This is a genomic window from Vibrio sp. 1402 (genome assembly GCF_033340275.1).
Genome location: NZ_JAWOWE010000005.1, coordinates 227001 through 244935, shown reverse-complemented (window position 1 = coordinate 244935; position 17935 = coordinate 227001). Strand labels below are relative to the sequence as shown.

The 17935-nt window shown below is 45.8% G+C and carries 15 protein-coding genes and 1 riboswitch; of the genes, 6 read left to right on the top strand and 9 right to left on the bottom strand.

Going from position 1 to position 17935, the window contains the following annotated elements; translation table 11 throughout:
• Positions 1–213 precede the first annotated feature (213 nt).
• A complete protein-coding gene (nfsA, locus tag R7044_RS12165; protein ID WP_053350001.1) occupies positions 214–936 on the bottom strand; it encodes an oxygen-insensitive NADPH nitroreductase in 723 nt (240 codons plus the stop codon).
• Positions 937–1131: 195 nt separating this feature from the next.
• On the opposite strand from nfsA, the gene R7044_RS12160 reads away from it, so the two are divergent.
• A complete protein-coding gene (locus R7044_RS12160) occupies positions 1132–1773 on the top strand; it encodes a MarC family protein (protein ID WP_005374889.1) in 642 nt (213 codons plus the stop codon).
• Positions 1774–1963: 190 nt separating this feature from the next.
• On the top strand, positions 1964–2836 hold the full coding sequence (locus tag R7044_RS12155; protein ID WP_017634445.1) for a patatin family protein: 873 nt from the start codon (positions 1964–1966) through the stop codon (positions 2834–2836).
• Between the two features lie 53 nt (positions 2837–2889).
• Here the strand turns inward: R7044_RS12155 and gbpA are convergent, their stop codons facing one another.
• The 3 genes from gbpA to R7044_RS12140 all read right to left on the bottom strand — a co-directional run bounded on the left by gbpA (position 2890) and on the right by R7044_RS12140 (position 6883).
• Complete coding sequence (gbpA, locus tag R7044_RS12150; protein ID WP_225455602.1) at positions 2890–4353, bottom strand: N-acetylglucosamine-binding protein GbpA; 1464 nt, start codon at positions 4351–4353, stop codon at positions 2890–2892.
• Between the two features lie 98 nt (positions 4354–4451).
• A riboswitch (cyclic di-GMP riboswitch) is annotated at positions 4452–4552 on the bottom strand.
• Between the two features lie 268 nt (positions 4553–4820).
• Positions 4821–5321 (bottom strand): fasciclin domain-containing protein, encoded by a 501-nt coding sequence (locus R7044_RS12145; RefSeq protein ID WP_005374896.1) that lies wholly within the window; start codon positions 5319–5321, stop codon positions 4821–4823.
• A gap of 80 nt (positions 5322–5401) precedes the next feature.
• Entirely contained in the window at positions 5402–6883 is a 1482-nt protein-coding gene (locus tag R7044_RS12140) for a cryptochrome/deoxyribodipyrimidine photo-lyase family protein (protein WP_225455601.1), read from the bottom strand.
• Between the two features lie 108 nt (positions 6884–6991).
• Between R7044_RS12140 and R7044_RS12135 the strand changes: the two genes are divergently transcribed.
• Positions 6992–7297, top strand: a complete 306-nt coding sequence (locus tag R7044_RS12135; protein WP_017634442.1) for a DUF6482 family protein — start codon at positions 6992–6994, stop codon at positions 7295–7297.
• 68 nt (positions 7298–7365) lie between these two features.
• On the opposite strand, the gene R7044_RS12130 is transcribed toward R7044_RS12135, so the two are convergent.
• Positions 7366–8346: a rhodanese-related sulfurtransferase gene (locus R7044_RS12130; RefSeq protein WP_017820145.1), complete on the bottom strand. Its 981-nt coding sequence runs from the start codon at positions 8344–8346 to the stop codon at positions 7366–7368.
• 464 nt (positions 8347–8810) lie between these two features.
• Positions 8811–10106, bottom strand: a complete 1296-nt coding sequence (locus R7044_RS12125) for an alpha/beta fold hydrolase (protein WP_017820146.1) — start codon at positions 10104–10106, stop codon at positions 8811–8813.
• 210 nt (positions 10107–10316) lie between these two features.
• Between R7044_RS12125 and R7044_RS12120 the strand changes: the two genes are divergently transcribed.
• Positions 10317–11474: a D-alanyl-D-alanine carboxypeptidase family protein gene (locus R7044_RS12120; protein WP_225455600.1), complete on the top strand. Its 1158-nt coding sequence runs from the start codon at positions 10317–10319 to the stop codon at positions 11472–11474.
• 84 nt (positions 11475–11558) lie between these two features.
• On the opposite strand, the gene R7044_RS12115 is transcribed toward R7044_RS12120, so the two are convergent.
• Positions 11559–14216, bottom strand: a complete 2658-nt coding sequence (locus tag R7044_RS12115) for an alpha-amylase family glycosyl hydrolase (protein WP_031780902.1) — start codon at positions 14214–14216, stop codon at positions 11559–11561.
• A 129-nt stretch (positions 14217–14345) separates the two neighbouring features.
• The gene (locus R7044_RS12110; RefSeq protein WP_225455599.1) at positions 14346–15809 is read right to left on the bottom strand and encodes a helix-turn-helix domain-containing protein; all 1464 of its coding nucleotides are present in this window, start codon (positions 15807–15809) and stop codon (positions 14346–14348) included.
• Between the two features lie 167 nt (positions 15810–15976).
• Here R7044_RS12110 and R7044_RS12105 point away from each other — a divergent pair, with 167 nt between their 5' ends.
• Both R7044_RS12105 and R7044_RS12100 read left to right on the top strand, forming a co-directional pair.
• Positions 15977–16630, top strand: coding sequence for an oxygen-insensitive NAD(P)H-dependent nitroreductase NfsB (locus tag R7044_RS12105; protein ID WP_054574889.1), 654 nt, complete (start codon positions 15977–15979; stop codon positions 16628–16630).
• A 69-nt stretch (positions 16631–16699) separates the two neighbouring features.
• Positions 16700–16990, top strand: coding sequence for a putative quinol monooxygenase (locus R7044_RS12100; protein WP_054574890.1), 291 nt, complete (start codon positions 16700–16702; stop codon positions 16988–16990).
• Here the strand turns inward: R7044_RS12100 and R7044_RS12095 are convergent.
• Entirely contained in the window at positions 16987–17910 is a 924-nt protein-coding gene (locus R7044_RS12095; protein WP_005374928.1) for a LysR family transcriptional regulator, read from the bottom strand. The two genes, R7044_RS12100 and R7044_RS12095, sit on opposite strands and share 4 nt — an antisense overlap.
• Between the last annotated feature and the right edge of the window lie 25 nt (positions 17911–17935).

Sequence of the window (17935 nt, the reverse complement as noted above, 5' to 3'; positions counted from 1 at the left end):
TATCGTATTTTTATGTTTTCACTTACAAGATTTCATATTTCGGATAAAAAACTTGTTCAATTAGCTCAAATTTTGTTTATTAGCTCTATATGTAGTGTTTTCTTTCTAAAATACAACCAAGAAAATCTACCGACTAATTATCTCGTTGTATTAAATAGGATTATCAAAAGTGTGACTCGGATCTCTTTTTTGTTTTGTTGTCTTTCGACATGGTCACTTCTTCGCTAGCCCCTTCCCATTCAAATACGGCAGGATGTGCGGACGTGATTCGCCAGCCAGTTTACTGGTGACTTCTTGCGACCAAGTACTCTGTTTTTGATTGCTCGAACGGTTTGCATAGTAGTTTTGCATGGTTTGGTCATACGTCTGAATATCATCCAAGTTTAGGTCTTGATACTGATTCTCATGCACCACGACATGCTTAGGTAGGCGAGGTTTTACTTCAGGGGCTTGATCTGGATGACCAAGACACATACCAAATAAAATGGCGGTATTTTTAGGTAAACCTAATAATTCGTCTACTTTTGGGGCATTGTTTCGTAAACCACCAATATACACGCCTCCTAGTCCCATCGACTCCGCCGCAAGCAAGCAATTTTGTGCCATGATCCCCGAGTCTACAGCGCCTATTAGCGTTAACTCGGTAAAATCAGCTTGAACATCTGGGTTGATACTGGCATGGCGCTGGTAATCAATACAAAACACCAAAAACTCAGCCGCGCTTTCAACGTACCCTTGATTTCCGGCATATTGAGCTAATAGCGTACGTTTTTCTTTGTCGGTCACGCGGATAATTGAAACGACTTGCAACATGCTTGATGAGGACGCCGCAAGGCCGGCTTGAAGAATGGCATCTAATTGTTCGCTCTCAATCGGTTGTGAGGTGAATTTTCGAATTGAGCGGTGATTGAGAATTGTTTGAATCGTGCTGTTCATGGTGACTTAACATCCCCTGTTACGTGTAAAGGCTGAAGACTCACCTTAGCGACATTTGATGAGTCGGTAAACTATCTCAAAAGAAAAACAATGCTTGGCGCATAAGTGTGAAGGCGAATCGAGAATACACCACTCGTTCTGTTTGAGAGCGTATATACTGTTTTTAGAATCAATAATTTAAATGCAGTGGAAAATATGAAAGAACTCATTGTTCATACAGTTACGGTGTTTATGGGCTTCTTTGCCATCATGAACCCTATCGCCAATATTCCCATCTTTTTGAGTTTAACTGCTGATGAAGATAAAGAAACCATCCGTTCCATTGCGCTTCGCTCGGTTTTTATTGCATTTATTATCATCGCGATATTTTCTATTGCCGGTAAGTTAATTTTTGATTTGTTTGGTATCACGCTTTATGCATTGCGAATAACAGGCGGTATTTTGGTGTTTTTGATAGGTTTTAACATGCTTCAAGGTGATTCGACGCATCAGAAAACCAAAGAGAAGGCGTATTCACCAGCTCAGCAACGGGCGGCATTGAGTATTGCAGTGTCTCCACTGGCGATGCCAATATTAGCTGGGCCTGGAACGATTGCTACCGCGATGAACTTTGCGACAGCGGGTGGTTTCGATCAAACCATTATTACTATCGTTTCTTTCGCTGTCCTCTGTGTGATCACCTATGTACTGTTTTTATTTGGAGACAAATTGGTCAAAGCGGTTGGACCAAGTGCTCTAAATGTTGTGACTAAAATGATGGGCTTAATTCTAGCGGTTATTGGTACTCAAATGTTCATTGATGGCGCGGGCGAAGCCTATAAAACGGTTTTCTCCTAGATTTCTCTTAGACCTTGCCACCTTGGTTAAGCCCGCAATTACATTTCTAACGGGTACGGATTTTTTGAACTTTAGTTTTCATTTTCTAAGAGAGAAATAAATAGACTTCACCTATTTCAATAATAAGAATATTCAATTGTTGTGATTGCACGAATTTCATTACTCTTTTGGCAAGGAGAATGGGGGAAATATGGCAACAAAAGCAATTGTAGTAGAAGGTGGCGCGATGCGAGGCGTCTTCGCAAGCGGAGTGTTAGATGCGTTTTTAGAGCAGAGTTATAAACCGTTTGATTTTGCAATCGGTGTATCTGCTGGTGCATCAAATTTGATTGGGTATTTGACCGACTACCCGCATCGCAGTATTAACGTCATTACTAAGCTGGCCACAAGTAAACGCTTTTTTGACCCGACTCGCTTCGTTAAAGGTGGGGACCTCATCGATGTGAAGTGGTTGTTTGAAGAATCTAATCGCTTGTATCCCGTCGATGAAAATAAACTGTTTAATGGCGTTCCTTTTCTCGCAGCGACAACAAATGTAGATACAGGGCAGGCAGATTACTATCGCGTGACACGTGATAATTTTCACCATGCGATTGAAGCGACAACAGCATTACCGATTGCCTACAAGCATACCCCTTGTTTTTCTGGCGGTTGTTATACCGATGGTGGGGTCGCTGACTCTATACCAGTGCGTGAGGCTTATCGTCGAGGGGCTCGCGACATAACCGTAGTACTCTCTCACCCGCTGAATTATGCCAAAAAGCCAGTTAAGACCACATGGCTGATGAAGAAACTGTTTGCGGAGCACCCCAAAATGGCGGATGCGATGTTAAGACGTGCAGATAACTATAATCAATCATTAGAGTTTATTCGTAACCCTCCACCAGGAACACATGTTAGGGTAATTGCCCCACCAGATAATTTTCATGTTCAGCGCTTATCAATGCGACAATCCGTTTTACTAGAAGGGTATGAAATGGGGCTGATTGAGGGGCGAGCGCATCTCACTAGTTTATCTGGTGTTCATGGTTTAGACCGGGAAAATTGTCATTTTTGCGTTTGATTATAAAAGAGCCTCATAGTGAGGCTCTTTTTACTTAACGTTCGAAGGGTGATTTAGTTGACTTTATCCCAAGCCATCTCCCAGTGTGAACCTATTCCAGGCTCGTAATGGTTTGCGCTTTCTTTCCACTGCATACAGTAACCAGAGTATGGGAAAGGTTTACATTGATAAATGCCCCCGTCGCTGGCAAGCACTTTTGTGCCCGCCGTGTAGCTAGATAGTCCTTCAGGGAAGACAAAATCGTACTCACCAGATGGTGGCGGAGTAACTGACTCTTCTTTTAAGTGAAAGTCGAGTGTTTGCTGAACCACCAAGTTGCCATCTTTATCCTTAATACGTGTCACGAGCATATGGTGACCCGGCTCCGATTTACTTAAAGCGAGCGATATCGCCTCTACCGAGCCGTCTTTCATTTCGTTTGCCCAACTTGCAAGTGGTTCGCGATGGTGATTGTAAACGGTGAGTTCTGCATTTAAATCGCCTTCAGAAGTTAGTGTCAGATCCAACGTTGTCGGTGTTGACTCAATGATATACTCGTCTGCTAAGCCATCTACTGTGAGTGAGTATTCTGGAACAGGAGTTTCAATGTTATAGCCGATCTCTACTCGCTCAAGGCCGCTATTTGCTTGCAGATACACCGGATTAGTACCATAAACAGGAGTGAATTTATCCTCTGCATACTGCCCGGCTTGCAGTTTTGCTTGTTCTTGGTTTAGCTTAGTCGCGAGTGCGTAAGACCAGTTTTTCGCTTGGCCCATTGCTGCATCGGTAATTTCTAGTTCAGTTCTATACGCCACGTTTTCACCTGCTTGATCAAATACGCGTGTATAAACCGAATCCCCAATATTTAAATCCATTGTAGGAATAATTTGACCGCCTTGCTTCCAATCTGGAATAACGGGACTGCCACCATCAAATTTCACATCGATCACGTTATAAAATGAGGCTGCAGTGTCGCCAACATCCCATACTGCCAGGATGACATGGTATCCCTCGCGAGTAGGCACATTACATTGATGGCTTACCTGTTTCGGGGGTTGAACCATATTGCCGTCGACGACACAGAAAGGAGTTAGATCAAAAGAGTCTCGTGATAGTGAAGCGTTTGGGTTCCAATCAGGCTTGGTGATGTAATATTTCCAGTCGCGCGTCACGTGGTTAGCGGTAAATGTCCATTCAAAAGTTTGTGTACCTGCTTGAATAGGGCGTTTTACCCAACGGTCGGCAGTTTGCTCATCAAGGGCAGCTGCTAAAGCGGTTTCGGCACTCGCTATTTTACCATCGCGAGGCCCTGTTTCGGGAAAGCCATCAGGGCCTTCAACGCTTTGCGGTTCATATTGAATCGCACCGCAGTTATTATTTTTTTCGTTAGTATCTGGCGATGGATACTTACATAGTGCCGAGCGACTTGCAGCGACACCACCATTGGTTTCTGATACATAACCGTGAGCCGCAGCACCTGAGCTAATGCTTGCAAGTGCTAACGCGAGTACGGATTTGGTTGGAAATGATTTCATCACATGTCCTCTGTTATGGCTGACAAACTAGTGTCACACCCCGGCGCATGCTGAGCATAAAGCAACGCTACAGAAATTGGACTTCTGTAACACTGCGTCATGGTAACCCCGCTATCATGAGCATTCTTTTAGATTTTTAAATGCTGACAGACCGGAAGCTTTGCGTCCCACCCTTTCGAATGGTTTGCCGAAATGTGATTGAGCAGCCAAAAATTTAGCTTAAGAATTTACATGTGGAAAAGTAAACGTCACTGACATGGAATCCTGTTCTCAAATTGAAAGATAACGATATCTTAACCTCGTCAATATTGTGCAGTGTCGTATTGCAAGGTATTGATTTTAATTTTGTTTTTATCCTTTTTATAGTCATGGTGAATGAGTGGGGGTGGGGATAAGTGGAGAGGAATCGTGCTAAGGGTGGAAGAAGTTCTGTCTAAAGGGCGGAGTGTACCGCCCTCTGGATGGTGTTATTTCGGCATAATGACAGTATCAATCACGTGAATGACACCGTTTTTAGCTTTCACATCGGTTGCGATGACATTTGCATCGTTAACCATGACTTTATCGCCCATGGTTTTAATCATCACATCTTGCCCCTGAACCGTAGTCGCTTTGTCTAGCTTAACAACATCGGCAGCCATCACTTTCCCTGGGACGACGTGATAAGTCAAAACAGATACTAACTTGTCTTTGTTTTCCGGCATTAAGAGCATGTCGACTGTGCCGTCTGGCAGTTTTGCAAAAGCGTCATCCGTTGGTGCAAAAACAGTAAATGGGCCTTCCCCTTTGAGAGTGTCAACCAGGCCCGCTGCTTTCACCGCAGCAACAAGCGTATTGAAAGAGCCATTTTCAGCGGCAACGTCGACAATATCGGCTTTCATCATGCCATGCTCATGAGCCTGAACGGGAAGCATAAAAGATAATGTCGCCATCAGTGTCGCCGCGATAACTAAGATACGTTTGAACATAATGTGTTCCTTACTAGTTGAGGGTACAACGGGTTCCCTGGAGTGTGTTTGCATTTGTACGCATCGTGATTGAAAGATGATCATCGCGTCCTACTTTCTTTTGAGGGTCTAACATGTCGCGCAAGAATTCGTCTGCCTTCTTGTTTCACATCAGCTCGTTTCCGCCACGTCCATAAGCGCTCTCTTGCTGCCTTAGCTGCTTTGTCTGGTGCGATAATAGGTGCAAGGTAACGGCTATCTGGCTGCAATTGATACATGACAGCTTCCATCTGGGTCATTGTCCAGGGCTCGAATAAAAGAGGGGGAGGAACCATTTGTAACTCAGGTACCCACTTGTAGATGAACGTACCGTTAGGATCATGTTCTTGGGCCTGCTTGATCGGATTATAAATACGGATTGTGTTAGTCCCGGTTACTCCTGCTTGCATTTGGAATTGTGGGTAATGAATTCCAGGCTCAAAGTCGAGAAACAGTTGCGCTAAATGCGTTACACCTACTCGCCAATCCATGTTCATGTGGTGAGTAAGAAAGCTAACCAGCATGGCACGCATGCGAAAGTTAATGTAACCAGTGTGGTGCAAACAGCGCATGCAGGCATCAATCAAAGGTACGCCAGTATGCCCGGATTTCCATGCTGCTAACTTTTCTTCATCGAAAGTACTACTTTGTTTAATCAATGGTTCGTAAGCCCGATTAACGCAGTAAAACTCCATGTCGTATTCCGATTCGAATTTTTGGATGAAGTGACAGTGCCAATGAAGCCGTGAAGACAATGCAATTAAGCTGCGACGAAACCCAGCGACTTGCCAGTGTTTCAAAAGGTATTGATAAACTTCACGCAAGGATATGTTACCCCAAGCGAGATATGGAGAAAGTCGAGTACAGGCTGTGCGTGAGGCTGTGGGACTAGAAATGCTTCGATAGTAATCACGACCTCGACGATGAAAAAAGTCCTCTAGTGTTTTCCAAGCGAGCCGGCTTCCTCCCGTTTGCATTCCTTTGCATTTTGATAGCCAGGATGATGGTGGCGAAAACGAACAGCCGAGAGCTTCTGCATCCAATGAATGCAATAAGTCGGTTTGGAGCTCAATAGGGCTTATTGAGGCTCTCATGACAGAGTCCCAATGTTTGTCCCAACCTTGCCGGTTTTTTGCACCTCTGATAACAGCACCGTGTTCGAACTCAAACCAGTCGATGTTCTGCTTATACAGCCAAGCGGCAACTTGTCGGTCTCGTTCAAAGGTGCAGTTGAGTCCTATTTCTTGGTGAGAAAAAACAGCGTTGATTTGATATTGCGCTTGAATTGATTGGAAACATGCTAAGGCATCGTCAAACAGCACCGTGATTCGATGCCCATACGCTTTGAGCGTTTCATCCATGTCTTGCAGTGATTGCCAAACAAATCGCCAGTGGCGCTCAGAATAGTGTGGGTTGTTCAATAGCAATGGTTCAACAATATACAAAAGCACAGTTGGGTGCTTTGTTGATAATGCTTGAGTTAGTGGTTGATGGTCAGTCAGCCTTAAATCTCGCTTTAACCACACGACATTGATTGTTTGCATCGGAATCCTCTTTGTTTCCGATGTTGTACGCAAGTAAACCGAAGAAATCTCATCCAATGATCGGTTTTATTCCACAAAACGTAGAGGTAACTTTTAGGGAGGTGACACATGGCAATAGCATTGAGTAAGTTACAAAAATACTTCTATGTGGACAAATTGGTCATTCATTCGCTTGATCTCGCATTGTATCAGGCATCTGTTGTGATTGATGGAGAAGCGCAATTTATCACTGATGACAACGGTATCTTTTTGAGGGCTCATTCCCTGATCGAGATGCAAAAGAAGTGCAGGAATATCAAAGCAAATAAGCAGGTCTTAGTGCATCAAAGTGCTTATGATGAAATGGTGGGGCTACCCGAAGGTAAAAGAGACAATCAACTAGAGGTATTGGTGAGGGATACAAAATTGTATTGAAAGAGTATTGGTGCGCAGTAAAAGCGAGCCACCTTACGGCAGCTCGCTAAATATAAGGAGAGTTAGGCTTAGTCTTGTTTACGCTGCGCTTCTTTTTGCGCGTACTTAGCGGCACGTCGAGCTTCTCTTTGCTTGGCACTTTCACCACCAACATGCTGCTCGCCTCGCTGCTCTGCAAGAACAATTTGTTTTTCACGCTCGCGGAATCGAGCAATTTGTTCTTCTGAGTGTTTGCCGTGACATTTTGGACAGCTCACGCCTTGCTCGAACAATTCTGACTGTTTGTCTTCTTCAGTGATCGGTAGACGACAAGCGTTACATAAATCGTAATCTGCTTTTTCTAGCTGGTGGTTCACGGCAACACGACCGTCAAATACGTAACAATCGCCTTCCCACATGCTCTCTTCTTGAGGAACTTCTTCAAGATATTTAAGAATGCCGCCTTCTAGGTGGTAGACCTCATCAAAGCCCTGTTCTTTCATGTAAGCCGTTGATTTTTCGCAGCGGATACCACCGGTACAGAACATCGCAACTTTCTTGTGTTTTGCCGGGTCCATGTTTTCTTTTACATAGTCTGGGAATTCACGAAAGGTTTCAGTATTTGGGTTTACAGCGCCTTTGAATGTCCCGATCTCGATTTCGTAATCATTACGTGTATCGACAACAAACACTTCAGGATCAGCAATAAGATCGTTCCACTCTTGAGGTTTCACGTAAGTACCCACTACGTGGCGAGGGTCTATACCTTCAACACCTAATGTTACGATCTCTTTTTTCAATTTCACTTTGGTGCGATTGAATGGCTGGGTCTCAGAATACGACTCTTTGTATACGGTGCCAGTCAAACGAGGTTCGTTGTTTAGCCACTCCAGTAGCGTATCAATACCTGCACGATCAGATGCAACAGTACCGTTGATACCTTCACTTGCCAGTAGTAATGTTCCGCGAATATGGTGTTTTTCCATCAACGCAAGTAATGGCTCGCGTAGCTCTTGATAGTTATTCAGCTCAACAAACTTGTACAGCGCACAAACTACATACTGACTCATGAGGTTTCCTTTAAAAATACAGGTGGTCAACGACCTTAAAATTTTAGCGGCACGAAGTATACCTGACTAAACTAGTCGGAAATACGGACAAATTATACGGATATTATGAGTAGGCGGGGCCTGGCGGTCTTTGGTAGGGGGAGCATGTCCGCAGGTGAAGCCGCTATGTGTTCAAATTATAAGCATTAATTATAGTGGGTTAGGTAGGTTGGAGCCGATACTTTTGGTTTAAATTTATGCTGTTATTCTCTTTTAGGCCCTTCAAAAAAGTTAGGCGCAAGAAGCACCAAGTAATCACCGGAGTCATTGACAAGGAAAGGACATGTCGCAGTTTTATACATGAGGTGGTGAGGGATAAAGGTTTAGGGACAAAGAGTGAATGACTGATCGCCATTGTTCATAAACCGCTATAAAACGCCTTTTCACCACATACTGAAAAGGCGTTTTTCTAACGTCTGCCGTGCTTATTTCAACGTAGCTGCGGTCTGTTTTCCCATGGCAATGAGCCTGTCGAGAATACGTTCACCGTCGGCACGTAAGCCGTTGTGCTCGTACTCATTGGTGATCCACGCTTTTGAGTTTGGTATTAACGCGAGCGTCTCTCGGCTGATATCCATTTCAACAAACATATCATCGGCGTAAACGGCGCAACTGACAGGCACTTTGTTCTGAGCCAGTTGTGTTTGATCGTACAGCGTTGTCCAATCTTCTTTCGCTGCCAATATTTCTGCGGTGTCTTTTAGTGGCTTGAGGTTAACGTATTGGTCGAACATCCATGGGAAGACCATTTCCCCCGTAAAGTAAAATGGCTTGCCAGATTCATAATTAAACTCTGATCGGGTTTGGCGAACGCGGTGCGCACTCCAATTCGACGCGAAGCTTTGACAGTAAATCGATTCATGCAAAATGGCGTAGATCGGGTTGGTTTGGAAGTTTTGCTGCGCCAACATATCGTTTAAGAACTCATAACGAAGTTGTGGTTTGCCGTTCACTTCAATCAACGCGCTTTCTAGCCAATAGTAAGTTGGTAAGAAAGTATCACTCACACCAAAGTTGATGCCGATTTGTTGAAATTGCTCCACCGTGAAGCGTTGACCATTTGGTAGGTACTCTTCATTTTCCAGCAAGTGATTCGCAATGTTTTGGCAAAGTTGTTGCGCACTTGGAAATTGTTGGAAGAACGCTTGGTTTTTCTCCATGGTGCGTTTGAAAGTGGCTTCATACACATCGTCGGCATGACGTGAGACTGATGGCACGCCACCTGTGATGTAGCTTTGTAGCAAGCTATCTGGGAACAAAGACAAATAGGTGAGGGAGCAAAACCCACCAAAGCTTTGACCTAAGATCGCCCATTTTTCGACGCCAAATTGCTCACGAATGTATTCCGCGTCGCGCACGATGTTATCCGCTCGGAAGTGGCTCAAGTAGTCTGCTTGTTGCTCTGGCGTGAGGTGAGCAAGCGTCTGGTGATTAATTACGCTGCTGTTGCCCGTACCGCGCTGGTCGAGAAGCAAAACTCGGTACTCTTGCAGGGCGCGTTTTACCCAGCCGTTATTGCCGTTTTGACGTGGAGAGGGAAAGCCAGGCCCGCCCTGAAAGTAAACCAACCAAGGTTTGGTCGATTCTTCATCGCCAACTAGGCAAACCGAACGGGCGAAGACTTCAATGGTGCCTTTGCTCGCGTCTTGGTAATCCAGAGGAACGGTAAAACTGTGGGGAGTGTAATGCAATCCTGCGTCGATAAATGATTGAGCGTTCATTGTTATCTTTATTTCCTTATTGAGGGGTAGCGCTACTTTACTGCGAATGGCGCGAAGAACCAATGCTATTTCCCAATTGCCTCTTTAGTTCTATACCTTGGTCAAATCAATGTAAGTTCAAGAAAATGAAACGATTAGCGACTGGTGCAACTGGTTGAGTGAGCTATGCTCAATAGAGTTGCGACAAAGTAAGAGCATGGAGGAAGTCGGATGAAAGTGTCACTGGCTCGATGGACAATTGTGACTTGTTTAATAAGCGTACCTACTTTTGCCGTTGTTACGCCCAACCCACCTCAGTTACAGGCAAAAGGCTACGTATTAATGGACTTTCAATCCGGTGCCATTATTGCCGAGCATAATGGGCGAGCAGGCCTTGCTCCGGCGAGTTTAACCAAGTTGATGACCGCTTATGTAGTTGGACAAGAAATCAAAGCGGGGCGTTTGAAATGGGATGATGTTGTCACCGTGAGCGAAAACGCGTGGTCGGCCAAGTTTCCCGGTTCTTCTAAAATGTTCATCAAACCGAAAGATGAAATTAGTGTTGCGAACTTAATGCGCGGCGTGATCATCCAATCAGGAAATGACGCGTGCGTTGCACTGGCTGAGCACGTTGCAGGTAGTGAACGCGGCTTTGTCGCCTTGATGAATGGTTGGGCGGAGAAATTAGGACTGCAAGACACCTATTTTGTGAACTCCCATGGTCTTGATAGTGATGGCATCCAAACCTCACCAACCGATATGGCAAAACTCATGCAGTCGATCATCAGCGATGTTCCTGATGTGTATGCGCTATACAGCGAGAAAGTCTTCAAGTGGAACGACATTACGCAGTACAACCGCAATAAGTTGTTGTGGGACAATTCCATTGATGTCGACGGGGGCAAAACCGGCTACACCAGCAATGCCGGATACAGCTTGGTGAGCTCGGCCAAAGAAGGAAGAATGCGCCTTATCTCGGTGGTGATGGGTACGCCAAGTAAACAGGCTAGGATCAGCCAATCGAAGAATCTACTCAGCTATGGTTTTCGCTTTTATGACACCCAGCAAGTTGCTAAAAAGGGGGAAGTTGAGTCTAAAGTTCGCGTTTGGAAGGGAAATGCTAATCAAGTTGAAGCGATCTTCGCTAAAGATGCCTATCTCACTCTACCTCGTTCAATGACGGCTGGGCTTGATAAGAGTGTGGTGTTAAATGAACCGTTGATTGCGCCGATCGCGCAAGGAGATGAGATTGGTAAGGTCGTTTGGAAAAGCGATGACAGTACCGTGGCGAGTTATCCCTTGGTCAGCAGCCAAGCGGTAGAAGAGGGCTCGTGGTTCGGTCAGCTTTGGGACAGTCTGGTGCTGTGGGTGAAATCGTTCTTTAACTAGAATAAAAACGAGCAGAAGTGTCTTTCTGCATTCTTTTGTTGATGGCCGCCCAGCTAAACGCTGGGCGGTGTCTTTTTTAACGGTTTATTCCGACAAGGTGATGATTGGTAAATCGTCCCAAATCTTACTTTCATCCGATGCGCCACCGGAGAAGTTCCAAGGGCCTTTGTCTTGCTCTAGCGGACGGTAAGTTGCTGAAAGACCGTCTAAGTCCCAAGTCGTGACATAGAAACGGATACCATCGAGCGAATCTGGGCGGCCTAGTGCATCGCTAGCAAAGTCCATTGAAATGGTGTTGTTGGTTTTGTCTACTGTCACTGTTGGTGCTGGCGTTACGGCTTCTCCCCATGTCGTCGCATTTGCTCCTTTGGTGTTGTAAATAGAGCTTTGCCAGCCAAAAACAACCGCATTGCGACTCCAGGTTCCGCTTGGCATAGAAGCGTTGATCTTCGGTAGCTCAGACAAGTTGGTTGCGGCTTCTTCAGGTAAATCAATGAAGATGGTGAAACCTACGTGGTCGAAGCCGTTTGGTGGTAACCAAGTGTCGGTGATTTTGTCCATAGTGAAGGTCAAACGTACGTTACTGCCAACGGTAAACACTTCTGCTTTATTGATTGCGAGTTGGCTGTTGTCTTTGTCGAACGTTGGATCAGTTGGTAGCGAGTAGTTACCATTAGGGCCGCCCATGCCGTCTTGTGCATCGCCTGCATCATCAATGGTGTCATCCGGTGTGTTTGACCAGCTTAGGTTAGAGACAAAATTCACGTCCTCGATGCCTGCTTTTTTCTCGGTGGAGTAAATCGCGAAGCGGTGTTGCTGTTCGCCAATTGCAAAGTGACGAGTCGACAGCGTGACGCTAAACTGACCATCATCGCCTACAGTAATGGCTTGCGCCGTTTCCAAGTTACCATCGACGACGAGGCTCAACTTCTCGTTGGCGTTCGCACTACCCGCGATAACAATATCACCAGTGATGGTTTGTCCTTCCCAATCTTGAGCAAGTCGGATATTGAGGTCTGGGGTATCTACAGATTGATTGCTGCTTGTTTTTGAGTAAATCACTGCTGACTTGGCTGGCAATTCAAGGGTTACGTGACCATTTTCATCTGCGACTAACTGCTCTGGAGCTTCTGCCCAGTTCGACATGATTTGTTGTTGGAAGACGGTGCCGCCAACTTGTTCTACATCGAGTTGGTTCATCAACATCGGCGAGTTGGATGTATTCATCACAACCAAGACTTCGTCGTTATCCAACGTTCGAGTAAAGGCGAACACGCCCGCGCCCGCTTTATCGCTGCCAATCACTTTCATTTCGCCGCGTGTCATGACTTTGTTTTCAGTGCGTAGCTTGGCAAGTTCTTGAATAAACAAGTACATCTCACTGTTTTGGTCGAATGAGTCTACGTAGTTGCCATCTTCACGATACCCTCCGGCGAACATCGCATCACGCGCCGCTGACATCGCTTGCTCTGTACCTTGGTAAATCACAGGGATGCCCGGCACTGCCATCATTGTGATCAGAGCTTGCTTCATATCGTTGACACTGCCTTGCGATAGAAAACGTGGCATATCGTGGTTATCAATGAAGTTCGGCATGATGTATGGATTCGGGAACATGTCCATCATTTTCTCAAGACGGAAACGTAAATAGTCGGTCGGTTGCCCTGATGCAAATACGCGCGTCATGGTCGCTTGCAATGGGAAGTTCAGTACCGAGGTTAGCTGTTTCGGCGAGCCACTTTCACCGATGTAAGTCAGCATCTTCTCTTCGCCTTCGGTGTGGTAGGGCGCAGATGTTTCGAATACTTCACCAAAAGTGAGGAAGTTGTCACGACCAGTATCAACCGCTTGCGTCATCACACCATCGTCGGCGTGTAGGAAATCGTTCCAGAAATCGTGTTCAACAAACTTCACCGTATCGATACGGAATCCGTCGACGCCGACTTCGCGAATCCATTTTCGGTAGCTCTCTTTTAGATAAGCGCGTACTTCAGGATCGGACGTATTAAGGTCATCCAAATCAGAGAGCTGCCAGGTTTTTTCTTGTACCGGATCGTTGTGGTCGGTGATGGTTGGCGTCCAGTGGTAGCTGCCTGTGCCGTCTGTTTTACACTCGTTCATGTTGAGTGGGTACGGCAGTTCTTGCCCGGCGGGTAGTGCATTTTTTATCAAACGGAAACCTTGACAAGGTAGGCTTGGATCATAACTGTAAGGATCGTCGTAGGTAAAGAAGTTGCCTACATGGTTGGTCACGATGTCCTGAATTAAGAACATGTTACGCGCATGTACTTCGCGTGCTAACGCTTGGTAGCTTTCCATGTCACCAAAGTGTTCATCCACTTTTTTAAAATCGCGCGCCCAGTACCCGTGGTAGCCGCCGTAGTTTTGCTCAGCATCCCACCATTGGTTAGCAACTGGCGGAGTAATCCAGATCGATGTGGCACCGAGAGTTTCGATGTAGCTTAACTTATCACTCACGCCAACGAGGTCGCCGCCGCTGAACTTTTTATCCGACGTCGGATCGAATTCGTTTTGCCCTTGATCATTAAGAGCGCTGTCGCCGTCGTTAAAACGGTCGATCATCAAGAAGTAAATGATCTGGTCTTGCCAATCAGGAGATGCCACGTGGCTTCCTGTATCGGTTGGCGTAGTTTCATCGCTACCACAGCCAGAAAGAGCTAAGGCGATCGCTAAAGGTAGTATTTTTATTTTATTCATAGGGTTAGGTAAGTTTTCAAACACGGTTTTTGTCTCCGTTATGCAGCAATGCGGAAACGATAAATCAAGGGTTTGAAATTGAGAGTGTCATTTCACGCCAAAAAAGACGTGAAATGATGTCACGAAGAGACGATTTTGATCTGACCGACAGTTTTAATTGAGCGGTTGCACAATAGGATATTGTATCGGGTAATGATCTTTCGCGAGCTCGTTGTCGGATTCATCATAAAGGCGGAAACGGCACTGCTTTGCAGTTTGAGTGAGCGATAATTGCAGCACCCAACAAGCATAATGTAGCGAGTGTTGGGTCAAGCGCATTGCGTGAGGTGTGGGGTCATCATCGACGTAACAGTCAATCCTCGAAACGTTTTCAAGTCGGCATGCCAGTTCGATAAAGAGCGTGTATTGCGCCCCAATATTAATAAGCTGCCGAGTCGGGACAATGTATTCCGTTGCGCCAATTAAAAGCCCCTTAGAAACCACATAGTCACGCTGGTGGTTATTCTCAATGTAACGTTCCCCATCGACTTCATAACAAAGGCGAAAGGTAAGGGGGTGCGCTACCGGAAGTTCGGTCGTTGCCCAGAGTTCGGTGCCATGACTTAAAAAACGCTCGAAGAAGGCGGGGTAGCGCCGCCATGCGCCATCACGGTCACGGCATTCTACCGAGACCACTTTTTCAAACGCAATATTGTCCACTTCCATCCAGATTTTGCCGACAGGTTGGTCGATGTGGTTATCGTCGAAGGTATTGGCTTTGGCGTAGTATAAGCGGATCGGTTGTTGATTTAGTTGAGTTCGGTTATCCAAACATTGTTGGCGATATTGCATGGGTGAAAACGGATACCAACGACGAAAAGTGCGGTGAAAGTTCGAAGGTTCTTCATAACCAAGTTGATAGGCGATTTGCTGCGTTGTGAGTTGGGTGTCGGCAAGCAAAGTGAGTGCTTGCTTTCTTTTAGCGAAATCAACGCATTGAGAGTAGCTCATTTGCTTCTCTTGCAGTCGACGTTGCAAGGTGCGTTTGGAGACGCCCAGTTGCCTTGCCGCTTGCTCTAACTTGAGCGCGTAATTGCTGTTTTTGATGAACAAGGCGTTCAAAACACTCAGCAATTCGGGTTGCTCAATTGGCTGGTGAGAAAGCAGCAAATAAATATGTTTCACCAGTTCAAACACGCTTGAACTCGTTTTAGAATCTCGCGTTTCCCCTAGAAAAATATCGGCCGCGAATGGATTGCTGGCTTGAACTTGTACTTGTATTGATTCGCTTAGCTCAAGCATCTCCAACTGCATTCTGAGCAAGCCAAACACCGACTCCGCCCAATTTGGCATATCGGCCGTTCTACATTCGACTTGCAGATGGATTTGGGCATCACCATGTTGCAATGTGACGTACAAACGGCGGTCGAATAATGAGACACTTTTACTCCACCAAAGCAGCCCTTCTTGGAGGTTAGGCGCTTCTTTCAACATCATGCATTGCAAGGCCACCAACTTCTCAATGTGCCAATATTCGCCGGCAATTCGAAGGTGATTGTGACCGAGCTTTTTGCACAGAAAGGATGTAATAACGTTATCTTGAGGCAGCATGAGTTGAGTTTGGTTGCGAGCAAACATGCATTATTGCTGAAAAGATGAAGAAGTTCAGTGAGAACGCTCAAAGCCTTTCTTATCGTTTTATTTTCAAATTTATTTTGAAAATGTTTTTAATCGAAATCGGTTTTTCCCTTTATCTCATGAGGTTATGCTGTTACACAGCTTAAATTCATTAATTGGAGAACCTCATGGATATCGTACAAGCTGCAAAATCTCGTTACTCAACGAAAGTGTTTGACCCAACGCGCAAGCTACCTCAAGAAAAAATCGACGCAGTTAAAGAGCTGATTCGTTTTAGTCCATCGAGTGTGAACTCCCAGCCTTGGCATTTCATTCTGGCAAGCACAGAAGAAGGCAAGCAGCGCATCGCTAAAGCGGCGCAAGAGAATTACGCGTTTAACGCGGCGAAGATTCTCAACGCATCTCACGTATTGGTGTTTTGTGCAAAAACAGGCATTGATAACGACTACATTGAAGCGCTAATGGCGCAAGAAGAAAAAGATGGCCGATTCCCAACCGAAGAAGCGAAAGCGGCTGTGCGCGGTGGTCGTAGCTACTTTGTGAACATGCACTGTTTTGATCTGAAAGATGCAAACCATTGGATGGAGAAACAAGTTTACCTCAACGTGGGTACGTTGCTGTTGGGTGCTTCGACGCTAGAAATCGATGCAGTACCAATTGAAGGGTTTGATCCAAAAGTGCTGGATGAAGAATTTGGCTTGCGTGAAAAAGGTTATACCAGTGTTGTGATCGTGCCGCTTGGCTACCACGCGGAAGATGACTTCAACGCGAAAACGCCAAAGTCTCGCTGGGACGCAGAAACCGTATTCACCGAGATCTAATTCGAGCTTACTTACAGGTGACGTAGAACCCTGTAATCAATATATAAATCGCAAAAGAGTGATAAAACGATGATCCACTTAGTTGCAGAAGTTAAAGCCTATCCAGATCGTAAGGGTCAGGTGGCGAATTTGCTTTCTGGTTTACTAGAGCCAACTCGCAAAGAAGAAGGCTGTTGCCAATACGAGTTGTATCTCGACGAAAAAGTTGATGGCCTATTTATGTTCCAAGAAATCTGGGCATCGCAAGAGGCCTTGGATAAGCATTTGCAAAGCCCGCATATGGCGACGTTTCTTGAAACATTGGAAGAGAATGATTGGGTTGAATATACCCAGATTCGTCCTCTTCGATTTATCGCCTAATGACAGAAGGTTGCCAGCACGTTGGCGCGTTGCTGGCAGCATTTTTGTTGGATAAAGTCGCGGAAAGTCCGAATCGTTGGCGTCAATAATCGACGATCGGCGCACACCATGTAGAGCGGCACTGGGCCGCAATCCCACTCTGGTAACACTCGCACCAATCTTCCTTCGATTAAGTCTCGGCTAATGTCCATCAACGATTTATTCGCAATGCCTTTGCCTTTGATCGCTAACCGGTGTGGCAAGTCACTGTCGTTGCTCAACAAGTTACCGCTGACCACGATTTGTTCTTTCTCGCTGCCACGCGTGAGCGTCCATTTGTTGTAGACCGAATCCGCGACCATGTAGCACAAGCAGTTGTGTTGTGTTAAATCGGCAGGAGAGGCGAGTTCTGGATGTGTAGCTACGTACTCTGGCGATGCACATAATATCCGTTCGTTTGACCCACATAATGCCAATACGACCAGATTGGAGTCGGCCGGCTCGCCGTAGCGAATCGCAATATCGACAGGCTTGGTGTACATATCCGTCAAGCTATCGGACAGCTCTAGTTTAATGGAAACATTTGGGTAGAGATCGATGAACTCATCCACCCAATCGAGCAACATATTGCGACCAAAATCGGAGGGTGCAGTAATGTGCAGCTGACCAGACAACTCCCCGCGCGCACTTGAGATCTGATCCAACCCCTCTTGCAATGTTGCCAACGCTTGCGTGGTTTTGTCTAAAAACAGTTCGCCCTCTGAGGTTAAACGCAGGCTTCGGGTGGAACGCACAAACAACGGGAAACCGATTTGCCCTTCAAGACGCTTAATCGATGCGCTAATGGCGGCAGGTGTCATGTCCATGCTGTTAGCGGCTTTTGAAAAGCTGCCTTGGCGCGCGGTTTCGACAAAAATATTGAGGTCGTTGAGGGCTTTCATAATGAAAAGGGCTTTTAAGAAGTTT

Bases quoted from the DNA above. Each gene is read 5' to 3' on its own strand.
- R7044_RS12105 (WP_054574889.1), top strand. From the start codon at position 15,977: ATGGATATCGTACAAGCTGCAAAATCTCGTTACTCAACGAAAGTGTTT.
- R7044_RS12110 (WP_225455599.1), bottom strand. From the start codon at position 15,809: ATGTTTGCTCGCAACCAAACTCAACTCATGCTGCCTCAAGATAACGTT.
- gbpA (WP_225455602.1), bottom strand. From the start codon at position 4,353: ATGAAATCATTTCCAACCAAATCCGTACTCGCGTTAGCACTTGCAAGC.
- R7044_RS12135 (WP_017634442.1), top strand. From the start codon at position 6,992: ATGGCAATAGCATTGAGTAAGTTACAAAAATACTTCTATGTGGACAAA.
- R7044_RS12095 (WP_005374928.1), bottom strand. From the start codon at position 17,910: ATGAAAGCCCTCAACGACCTCAATATTTTTGTCGAAACCGCGCGCCAA.
- R7044_RS12145 (WP_005374896.1), bottom strand. From the start codon at position 5,321: ATGTTCAAACGTATCTTAGTTATCGCGGCGACACTGATGGCGACATTA.
- nfsA (WP_053350001.1), bottom strand. From the start codon at position 936: ATGAACAGCACGATTCAAACAATTCTCAATCACCGCTCAATTCGAAAA.
- R7044_RS12160 (WP_005374889.1), top strand. From the start codon at position 1,132: ATGAAAGAACTCATTGTTCATACAGTTACGGTGTTTATGGGCTTCTTT.
- R7044_RS12140 (WP_225455601.1), bottom strand. From the start codon at position 6,883: ATGCAAACAATCAATGTCGTGTGGTTAAAGCGAGATTTAAGGCTGACT.
- R7044_RS12100 (WP_054574890.1), top strand. From the start codon at position 16,700: ATGATCCACTTAGTTGCAGAAGTTAAAGCCTATCCAGATCGTAAGGGT.
- R7044_RS12130 (WP_017820145.1), bottom strand. From the start codon at position 8,346: ATGAGTCAGTATGTAGTTTGTGCGCTGTACAAGTTTGTTGAGCTGAAT.
- R7044_RS12155 (WP_017634445.1), top strand. From the start codon at position 1,964: ATGGCAACAAAAGCAATTGTAGTAGAAGGTGGCGCGATGCGAGGCGTC.
- R7044_RS12120 (WP_225455600.1), top strand. From the start codon at position 10,317: ATGAAAGTGTCACTGGCTCGATGGACAATTGTGACTTGTTTAATAAGC.
- R7044_RS12125 (WP_017820146.1), bottom strand. From the start codon at position 10,106: ATGAACGCTCAATCATTTATCGACGCAGGATTGCATTACACTCCCCAC.